Raw genomic sequence first — 8,803 nt, forward strand, 5'->3', positions numbered from 1 at the left:
CGATTTCCGCGCGCAGGATGTCCACACACCGCTGGACGCCCCGCTCACCGCCCGCCATCAGGCCGTACAGGTAGGCCCGGCCGATCAGGCAGGTGGTCGCGCCCTGCGCGATCGCGGCCACGATGTCGCCGCCGGAGAGGATGCCGGTGTCGAGCCACACCTCCGCCGCGCCGTCCACCGCGTCGAGGGTGGGCCGCAGCAGTTCCAGCGGGGTCGGGGCGCGGTCGAGCTGGCGTCCCCCGTGGTTGGACAGGACCACCGCGTCCGCGCCGTACTTGACGACGTCGCGGGCGTCGTCGGGGTTCTGGATGCCCTTGACCACGAGCTTGCCCGGCCAGCTTTCCCGCACCCAGGCCAGATCGTCGAAGCTCAGCGTCGGATCGAACAGCGTGTTGATCAGTTCGGCGACCGTGCCGGGCCAGCCGTCCAGCGAGGCGAACGTCAGCGGCTCGGTGGTGAGCAGGTTGAACCACCACGACGGGTGCATCGCGCCGTCGACGAAGGTGCGCAGCGTCAGCGTGGGCGGAATGGTCAGGCCATTGCGCACGTCACGCAGGCGGGCCCCGCCGACCGGGGTGTCCACGGTGAGCAGCAGCGTGTCGTAGCCGGCCTCGATGGCCCGCGCCATGAGCTCCTCGCCTGCCCCGTGGTCGCGCCACACGTAGAGCTGGAACCACTTCCTGGCCCCGGGTGCCGCCTTGGCCACCTCCTCGATGGAGGTGGTGCCCATGGTGGAAAGCGCGTAGGGGATGTTCTCTCGCTCCGCCACGCGGGCGACCGCGCGCTCGCCTTCGTGATGCATCATCCGGGTGAACCCGGTGGGCGCGAACGCGAACGGCAGTGCCGAGCGCCGCCCCAGCACGGACACGCCGGTGTCCACGTCGGCCACGCCGCGCAGCACGTTCGGCCGGAACTCCACGGACCGGAACGCCTGCCGGGCGCGACGGAGACTGTCTTCGAGTTCGGCGGCGCCGTCGGTGTAGTCGAACACCGCGCGCGGCGCACGACGGCGCGCGAGCATGCGCAGGTCCGCGATGGTGTGGGCGTTGGCGAGCCGCCGCTCGACCGGGTTCAGCCGGACCGGCTTGGGGCGCAGGATCTGCCGGAGTTCGGCGGGCCGGGGCAGCCGCCTCTGGGACAACGGGAGCAAGGGGCACTTCCTCTGGGGACGGGGCCGGCCGCGCTGGAGCAAGGGATGTTCACTACGGGTGAGCCGTAGTAAACATCCCTTGCTCCGGGCCGGGGCGACGGGTGATCGTCAGGCGTTGCCCGAGTCGGACAGCTGCGGTCCGGCCGCCGACACGTCGTGGATCCGGTACTTCCGCGCCGCCTCCACCACCTTCGCCTGCTCGACCTCACCGCGGCCGGCCAGCGCCGCCAGCGTGGCCACCGTGATCGACTCGGCGTCGACCAGGAAGTGCCGCCGCGCGGCCGGGCGGGTGTCGGAGAAACCGAACCCGTCGGTGCCGAGGGTGACCATCTCGGTGGGGACCCACGGACGGATCAGGTCGGGCACCGCCCGCATCCAGTCCGAGGCCGCCACGACCGGCCCGGGAACGCCGCTCAGCGCCTGCGTCACGTACGGCACGCGCGGCGGATCGGCCGGGTGCAGCAGGTTGTCCCGGTCCACCTCGACCGCTTCACGGCGCAGCTCGGACCACGACGTGGCCGACCACACCGCGGCCCGCACGCCCCAGTCCTCGGCCAGCATCCGCTGCGCCTTGAGCGCGTCGGGCATGGTCACGCCGGAGACCAGGATCTGCGCCTGCGGACCGTCCCCGGCGGGCGCCTCGGCGTAGCGGTACAGGCCGCGCAGCAGCCCGTCCACGTCGAGGTTCTCCGGCTCGGCCGGCTGCTGGTACGGCTCGTTGTACACGGTGAGGTAGTAGAAGATGTTCTCACCGTTGCCGTCCGGGCCGCCCTCGCCGTACATGCGCCGCAGGCCGTCCCGCACGATGTGCGCGATCTCGAACGACCACGCCGGGTCGTAGGCGACCGCCGCCGGGTTGGTGTGCGCGAGCAGCAGCGAGTGCCCGTCGGCGTGCTGGAGCCCTTCGCCGGTCAGCGTGGTGCGGCCCGCGGTGGCGCCGAGCACGAACCCGCGCGCCATCTGGTCGGCCGCCGCGTACAGCCCGTCGCCGGTGCGCTGGAACCCGAACATCGAGTAGAAGATGTAGATCGGGATCATCGGCTCGCCGTGCGTGGCGTAGGACGTGCCGACGGCGGTGAACGAGGCGGTGGACCCGGCCTCGTTGATGCCCTCGTGCAGCAGCTGGCCGTGCTCGGACTCCTTGTACGCCAGCATCAGGTTCGCGTCGACCGAGGTGTAGGTCTGCCCGTGCGGGTTGTAGATCTTGGCCGTGGGGAACATCGAGTCGAGGCCGAAGGTGCGGGCCTCGTCCGGGATGATCGGCACGATCCGCTGCCCGATCTCGGCGTCCTTGGCCAGCTCGCGGACCAGCCGGACGAACGCCATGGTGGTGGCGACCTCCTGCTTGCCCGAGCCCTTGCGGACCGCCTCGTAGACCTTGTCACCGGGCAGCACCAGTGGCTTGGCCCGGCTCGCGCGGCGCTCCGGCAGGAACCCGCCCAGCGCCCGGCGGCGGCCGATCATGTACTCGATCTCGGGCGAGTTCCGGCCAGGGTGGTAGTACGGCGGCAGCTTCGGGTTGCGCTCGAGTTCGGCATCGCTGATCGGGATGCGCTGGACGTCCCGGAACAGCTTCAGGTCGTCGAGCGTGAGCTTCTTCATCTGGTGCGTGGCGTTGCGGCCCTCGAACGCCGGGCCGAGGCCGTAGCCCTTGATGGTGTGCGCCAGGATCACGGTCGGCTGGCCGTGGTGCTCCATCGCCGCCTTGTACGCCGCGTACACCTTGCGGTAGTCGTGCCCACCGCGCTTGAGGTTCCAGATCTCGGCGTCGCTGAGGTCCTTGACCAGGGCCTTCGTGCGCGGGTCGCGGCCGAAGAAGTGCTCGCGGACGTAGGCGCCGTCGTTGGCCTTGTAGGTCTGGTAGTCGCCGTCCGGCGTCTGGTTCATCAGGTTGACCAGCGCGCCGTCGCGGTCGCCGTGCAGCAGCGCGTCCCACTCGCGGCCCCAGATGACCTTGATGACGTTCCAGCCGGCGCCCCGGAAGTACGCCTCCAGCTCCTGGATGATCTTACCGTTGCCGCGGACCGGCCCGTCCAGCCGCTGCAGGTTGCAGTTGATCACGAAGGTCAGGTTGTCCAGGCCTTCGCCCGCGGCGACGTGGATCAGGCCGCGCGACTCGGGCTCGTCCATCTCGCCGTCGCCGAGGAACGCCCAGACGTGCTGGTCGCCGGTGTCCTTGATGCCCCGGTCGTGCAGGTAGCGGTTGAACCGGGCCTGGTAGATGGCGTTCATCGGGCCGAGGCCCATGGAGACCGTGGGGTACTCCCAGAAGTCCGCCATCAGGCGCGGGTGCGGGTACGAGGGCAGCCCGCCGCCGGCACCGGCGTGCGAGAGCTCCTGCCGGAACCCGTCGAGCTGGGACTCGGTGAGCCTGCCCTCCAGGAAGGCGCGGGCGTAGATACCCGGGGAGGCGTGCCCCTGGATGTACAGCTGGTCGCCGCCGCCGGAGTGGTCCTTGCCGCGGAAGAAGTGGTTGAACCCCACCTCGTAGAGCGCGGCCGAAGACGCGTACGTCGAGATGTGTCCGCCAACGCCGACGCCGGGCCGCTGGGCGCGGTGCACCATGATCGCCGCGTTCCAGCGGATGTAGGCCCGGTAGCGGCGCTCGATCTCTTCGTCACCGGGGAACCAGGGTTCGTTCTCCGTGGGGATGGTGTTGACGTAGTCCGTCGCGGTCAGCGGCGGGACGCCGATGTTGCGTTCACGAGCACGTTCCAGGATCCGCAGCATCAGGTAGCGCGCCCGCTGCTGCCCGCCGCGGGCGAGCGCCTCGTCGAAGGAGTCGAGCCACTCGGCGGTCTCCTCCGGGTCGATGTCGGGCAGGTACGCAGCCATCCCGTCTCGGATGACGCGAACCCGCGCCGGCGCCTGCCGGGCATCGCTGCCCGGACGTGCGGCCTGGTCGTTCTGGGGGGCCAAGGGATCTCCTCGCCGTTGTCACTTCGCAGGGTCGAATACCCGCCCGCCGGGTGGGTACTCCGCTGCCATCGTCGTCCTTTTCAGCACATTCGTCATCGCTACTCGACGGTAACGTTTGTCCACGTCACAGCCGCAATCCGCGACCCCCTCGCGCGCGCGTGCGCGCGAGGCAAGCACCACAGTAGGCCACATGCCCTCGCGTGGGGTCGGGCGCGGGGTGATTTCGGTCGCGTCGAGCCCCCCGGGAGGCTCCTGCGCCGCGAAACGACTTGGTACACATCCGGTGTGGACGGTTGCGCGGTTCGCCGCGGGCGTGTTCGCTAGCCCCATCCGTGTACTAACGTGGCCGGGGACAGCCCCCCGGCCATCGGTCTTAGTTGGAGGAGTGACAGCAGTGGTCGCCGCTGGAGACGCTGATTACGGCAGCGTCGCCGAAAGGCTTGGGATCAAGCCGGACATGGTGGTTCAGGAGATCGGCTGGGACGAGGACGTCGACGACGACCTGCGCGCGGCGATCGAAGAACATATCGGTGGCGAGCTCCTCGACGAGGACGCCGACGAGGTCATCGACGTCGTGCTGCTCTGGTGGCGGGAGGACGACGGCGACCTGGTCGACGCGATCATGGACGCGCGGGGCCCGCTGGACGAGAACGGGGTGATCTGGGTGCTCACACCCAAGACCGGTCAGCCCGGGCACGTCGAACCCAGCGAGATCGCCGAGGCGGTGCCGACCGTCGGGCTCGCGCAGACCTCCAACATCAGCGTGGGGACCAACTGGTCCGGCACGAAGCTGGTTTCACCGAAGTCGAAGTCCAAGCGCTGATCGTCCGCACGCTAAGGTGAGACGGCAGACGTAACGCGCGACGCGGGAGAGGTGCGCAAGTATGGCGGTCGAGGTCGGTTCCCAGGCCCCGGACTTCACGCTCAACGACTACAACAAGCAGCCGGTGACGCTGTCCTCGTTCCGGGGCGACAAGCCGGTCCTGCTGGTGTTCTACCCGTTCGCCTTCAGCGGCATCTGCACCGGTGAGCTGTGCCAGCTGCGGGACGAGTTCGCCGAGTACGACGGCAAGGGCGTGCAGGTACTCGGGGTGTCGGTGGACACGCCGTTCTCGCTCAAGGCCTGGTCCGAGCAGCAGGGCTACCAGTTCCCGCTGCTGTCGGACTTCTGGCCGCACGGTGAGGTCGCCAAGACCTACGGTGTGTTCAACGAGGCCGCCGGCCTCGCCGTCCGCGGCACCTTCCTGATCGACAAGGAGGGTATCGTCCGGTTCGCCGAGGTGAACCAGCCCGGCGAGGCGCGCGACCAGGAGGCGTGGAAGAAGGCCGTGGCGGAACTGGCCGCCTGATCCGCCACCGCCGGGCCCTCCGGGCCCGGCGGTGCGGGCGCATAGCTCAGCGGAAGAGCACTTGCCTTACAAGCAAGGGGTCGCAGGTTCGAACCCTGCTGCGCCCACCGGAAAACAGCACGTCGAAGAGGGCGCCACCGGACCGGTGGCGCCCTCTTCGGGCAACTGAGTGACCAACCGGGTGACTACGAGTCCCGGTCCACGGCCGTGGCGCTATCTCGGGCGCCGTCTCCCTGGGATGGCCGTAGGGGAGCGAACCGGGTAGGGCTGGTCACAACGGTCACTCAATCGTCTTTGACCCGCGGAAACGGGGACACGGCGTCAGCCGTCGTCAGCTCTCGATAGCCATCCGAACACCAAGAAGGACCAGCACGGTGCCGGAGACCCGCTCGAGGTGCTGACGTACCTTGGCTCGGGAGATGATCTTCTTCATTCGGCCTACGAACCATACATACAGTCCGTAGTAGCCGACCTCGAAGACGGCCCAGATGGCCGCCAGGCCGATCATGGTGGGCAGATGAGGGGCGCCTGCGGGCACGAACTGCGGAAGGAAGGACATCGCGAACACCGCGGCCTTGGGATTGGCGAGGTTCAGCAGCAGGCCCGAGCGGTAGGAAGCCCAACCCGAGCGTCCTGCCTGTGCGTCCTGGCTCTCCTCTTGGCCCTGCTCGCCACGGGCGTCCAGCAGCGTCTTGAGACCGAAGGCGACCAGAGTCACGGCACCGGCGATCCGCATGATGTCGTACGCCAGCTGAGAGGCCGCGAGCAGTGCGGTGAGCCCGAACGCGGCGATGGCACCCCACACGAAGACGCCGGTCTCGTTGCCCAGCACAGTGAGGAAACCGGCACGCCGGCTGCGCAGGGACTGTCGGATGATCAACATTGTGCTCGGTCCGGGCGAGGCCGCGATCAGGGTGCAGGCGCCGAGAAAGGCGAGGAGGGTGGTCAACATGCGCCCCATCCTGGGGTCCCGCTGCCGATCGTGTCCATAGGCCCCCCGACTGGAGGGCGATGTGCGAGGCTATCGGATGCGGTGGCTGCGGGGGTGGGTCTGGCGGAAGGCTCCGCATGGGCGGCAGTCGCCGGTGTAGGACGAGCAGGTGACGCCGGCGATCAGCCGGACCGGTTGGCCGACGGCCGGGTTGAGGGGGCGGTGGCTTTCACGGCTCTTGACTTTCCCGGGTTCACAATCGCGCCCGTTTCCGGAAAAAATGTCGAGGAGGCCGTTGCCCGAGGGTAGCGACGTGCCGTCACGGTATCTCCTTCGGTTGCCACGAAAAGCGGAGCCCGGTCCCGGCGCCTCGAAAGGCGACGGGGACCGGGTTTGCCGTCTGTGGCCGGGAGCGCCGGTTCAGCGCACGAAGAAGGTGACCGTGTCGCTCGCGCGGTGGCAGAAGCCCCGGTCACTGTCGAAAGTGGCTCGCACCATGTGCCTGCCGGGGCTGTAGATCCTGGTCCCGATGGTCGCGTGCCGGTGCCGGTCGACGTGGTCCCTGCCGAGCAGCCGGTGATCGCGCAGGTCGTAGAAGGTCACCGTGCCGCGGAAGTCGGCGCGGTCGCAATGGACCCTCGCGTCGAAGCGGACGAACTGTCCACGGTGTACGTCTCTGGGGAAGTAGTTGAGGTTGATCCCGGACCGGTGCTGGACCAGGCGGCCCTCCGCCGCCACGGCCTGCGAGCCGAAGGCCAGTAGGGCGCCGAAGGTGGCCAGCAGCATGACCAGGATTCGGCGGACCTTCCGCTTTGGTGATCCTTTCATGCGGATCTCCTCCTTGTGTTTCGCGGTTTCCGGACAACTCATTTCCTAGGGAACCGGAATCGCGACCACAAGGATAATCGGGCCGTTTCACGTGGAGTGGGGTATTTTTCCGCTCGTTTTCTCCACTGGTGGCCCGGCGAATGAATGTCTTCACCCGGCTCGGGTGAAAAGGGCATCAGCGCAACCGGTCGACCTCTTCGACCAGCGCGCGGATCTCTTCGTCGGTGTTGTAGTAGTGCACCGACGCTCGCACCAATTCCGGAAGCGACCGGGAGCTGAAGTCGTACTGCGCGGACGTGCGGTTGGTGACCGAGGTGTTGATCCTGGCCTCGCCCAGCCGTTGCTTCACCTGGCCCGAAGGCACCCCCTCGACGGTGAAGGTCACGATGCCGCACCGGCGCTTGCCCTGGTCGTGCACCGTGACCCCGGGCACCTGCCCGAGGTCGGCGCGCAGCCGTTCCGCCAGTGCGGTCACCCGTTCCTCGATCGCGGGCAGCCCGATCGCCAGTGCGTAGTCGACAGCCGCGCCGAGCCCCAGTAGCAGCGCCTGGCTGCGCTCCCAGGCCTCGAACCGCTTGGCGGACGCCTCCACCCGGTAGGTTGTCGGCGAGGTCCAGGTGGCCGAGTGCAGGTCGAGCATCGCCGGTTCCAGCCGCTCCCTCAGTCGTGGATGCACGTACAGCAGGCCGGTGCCGCGGGGACCGCGCAGGTACTTGCGGCCGGTGCCGGTCAGCGCGTCGCACCGCAGCCGCGTCACGTCGAGATCGAGCTGGCCGATCGCCTGGCAGGCATCCAGCAGGAACGGGATGCCCGCCTCCCCGGCGACCGCGCCCACCTCCTCGGCCGGGTTGACCAGGCCGCCGTGCGTGGGCACGTGGTTCATCGAGATCAGTTTCACGCGGTCGTCGATGCGGCGGGCCAGGTCGGCGACGTCGACCTGACCGTTCTCGTCGTCGTCGACGACCTCGACGTCGGCGCCGCTCTGCAGATAGGCGATGGCATTGCTGGCGTACTCGGACCGGCAGGTGAGGATCCGGTCGCCGGGGCCGAGGCGCAGCGCGTAGAAGACGGCCTGCCAGGACCGGGTGGCGCTGTCGGTGAAGGCGATGTCGTCGTCGGCGGCACCGAGCAGGCGCGCGGTGGACGTGTACGCGGCGGAAATCCGGTCGGCGGCCGCGTCGGCCGCTTCGTACCCGCCTTGCCGGGCTTCGTCCCGCAGGTAGCCGAGCACGGTGTCGGTCACCGGGGCCGGTGGCAGCGACGAACCCGCGTTGTTGAAGTGGATCACCTCGGCGCAGCCCGGGGTTTCGTCCCGGAACCGGCGTACGTCTTCAGCTCGCATGGCCCGACACTATGGGCGCCCTTGGCCGTTACGCCAGGGGTTTCCGGCCACCCTCCGGTCACACGGTCTTGATCACACCCCCGTCGGCGAGGTAGTCGGCTCCGGTGAGGTTGCCCGACAGCGGCGAGGCGAGGAAGGCGACCAGTGCCGCGGTCTCCTCCGGTTCCGTGAGCCGTCCCGTGGTGATCCCCATGCGGGCGGGGACGTGCGCGAGGAACTCGTCGAGGCGCATGCCCGCCTCCTCGGCGAGCTGCCCGGCGTACCCGCCGGGGTCGCCCCAGTTC

General features: G+C 69.0%; 8 protein-coding genes and 1 tRNA gene. 3 read left to right on the forward strand and 6 right to left on the reverse strand.

The window, feature by feature from the left end; translation table 11 throughout:
- Positions 1 to 1,141 (reverse strand): alpha-hydroxy acid oxidase (locus FNH05_RS24825; RefSeq protein ID WP_144591130.1); only part of this gene is annotated, 1,141 nt, incomplete at its 3' end.
- Between the two features lie 117 nt (positions 1,142 to 1,258).
- Positions 1,259 to 4,069 (reverse strand): pyruvate dehydrogenase (acetyl-transferring), homodimeric type, encoded by a 2,811-nt coding sequence (aceE, locus tag FNH05_RS24830; protein ID WP_144591123.1) that lies wholly within the window; start codon positions 4,067 to 4,069, stop codon positions 1,259 to 1,261.
- Positions 4,070 to 4,463: 394 nt separating this feature from the next.
- Here aceE and FNH05_RS24835 point away from each other — a divergent pair, with 394 nt between their 5' ends.
- The 3 genes from FNH05_RS24835 (at position 4,464) to FNH05_RS24845 (ending at position 5,525) form a co-directional block, all read left to right on the forward strand.
- Positions 4,464 to 4,892 carry a DUF3052 domain-containing protein gene (locus FNH05_RS24835; protein ID WP_144591124.1) on the forward strand — a complete coding sequence of 143 codons (429 nt, stop codon included), beginning with the start codon at positions 4,464 to 4,466 and terminating at the stop codon, positions 4,890 to 4,892.
- A gap of 61 nt (positions 4,893 to 4,953) precedes the next feature.
- A complete protein-coding gene (locus FNH05_RS24840) occupies positions 4,954 to 5,418 on the forward strand; it encodes a peroxiredoxin (protein ID WP_144591125.1) in 465 nt (154 codons plus the stop codon).
- A 35-nt stretch (positions 5,419 to 5,453) separates the two neighbouring features.
- A tRNA-Val gene (locus tag FNH05_RS24845) sits at positions 5,454 to 5,525 on the forward strand.
- Between the two features lie 224 nt (positions 5,526 to 5,749).
- On the opposite strand, the gene FNH05_RS24850 is transcribed toward FNH05_RS24845, so the two are convergent.
- The 4 genes from FNH05_RS24850 to FNH05_RS24865 all read right to left on the reverse strand — a co-directional run.
- Complete coding sequence (locus FNH05_RS24850) at positions 5,750 to 6,370, reverse strand: LysE family translocator (RefSeq protein WP_144591126.1); 621 nt, start codon at positions 6,368 to 6,370, stop codon at positions 5,750 to 5,752.
- A gap of 399 nt (positions 6,371 to 6,769) precedes the next feature.
- The gene (locus FNH05_RS24855; RefSeq protein ID WP_144591127.1) at positions 6,770 to 7,177 is read right to left on the reverse strand and encodes a hypothetical protein; all 408 of its coding nucleotides are present in this window, start codon (positions 7,175 to 7,177) and stop codon (positions 6,770 to 6,772) included.
- Positions 7,178 to 7,352: 175 nt separating this feature from the next.
- A complete protein-coding gene (locus FNH05_RS24860; RefSeq protein ID WP_144591128.1) occupies positions 7,353 to 8,519 on the reverse strand; it encodes an aminotransferase class V-fold PLP-dependent enzyme in 1,167 nt (388 codons plus the stop codon).
- Positions 8,520 to 8,577: 58 nt separating this feature from the next.
- A partial coding sequence (locus FNH05_RS24865) for an SDR family oxidoreductase (RefSeq protein WP_144591129.1) occupies positions 8,578 to 8,803 on the reverse strand: 226 nt, incomplete at its 5' end.

It is taken from the genome of Amycolatopsis rhizosphaerae, from assembly GCF_007713715.1.
In the GTDB taxonomy this organism is placed as follows: domain Bacteria; phylum Actinomycetota; class Actinomycetes; order Mycobacteriales; family Pseudonocardiaceae; genus Amycolatopsis_E; species Amycolatopsis_E rhizosphaerae.

Coding starts and splice junctions, on each gene's coding strand:
- FNH05_RS24840 (WP_144591125.1), top strand. CDS start 4,954: ATGGCGGTCGAGGTCGGTTCCCAGGCCCCGGACTTCACGCTCAACGAC.
- FNH05_RS24850 (WP_144591126.1), bottom strand. CDS start 6,370: ATGTTGACCACCCTCCTCGCCTTTCTCGGCGCCTGCACCCTGATCGCG.
- FNH05_RS24855 (WP_144591127.1), bottom strand. CDS start 7,177: ATGAAAGGATCACCAAAGCGGAAGGTCCGCCGAATCCTGGTCATGCTG.
- FNH05_RS24860 (WP_144591128.1), bottom strand. CDS start 8,519: ATGCGAGCTGAAGACGTACGCCGGTTCCGGGACGAAACCCCGGGCTGC.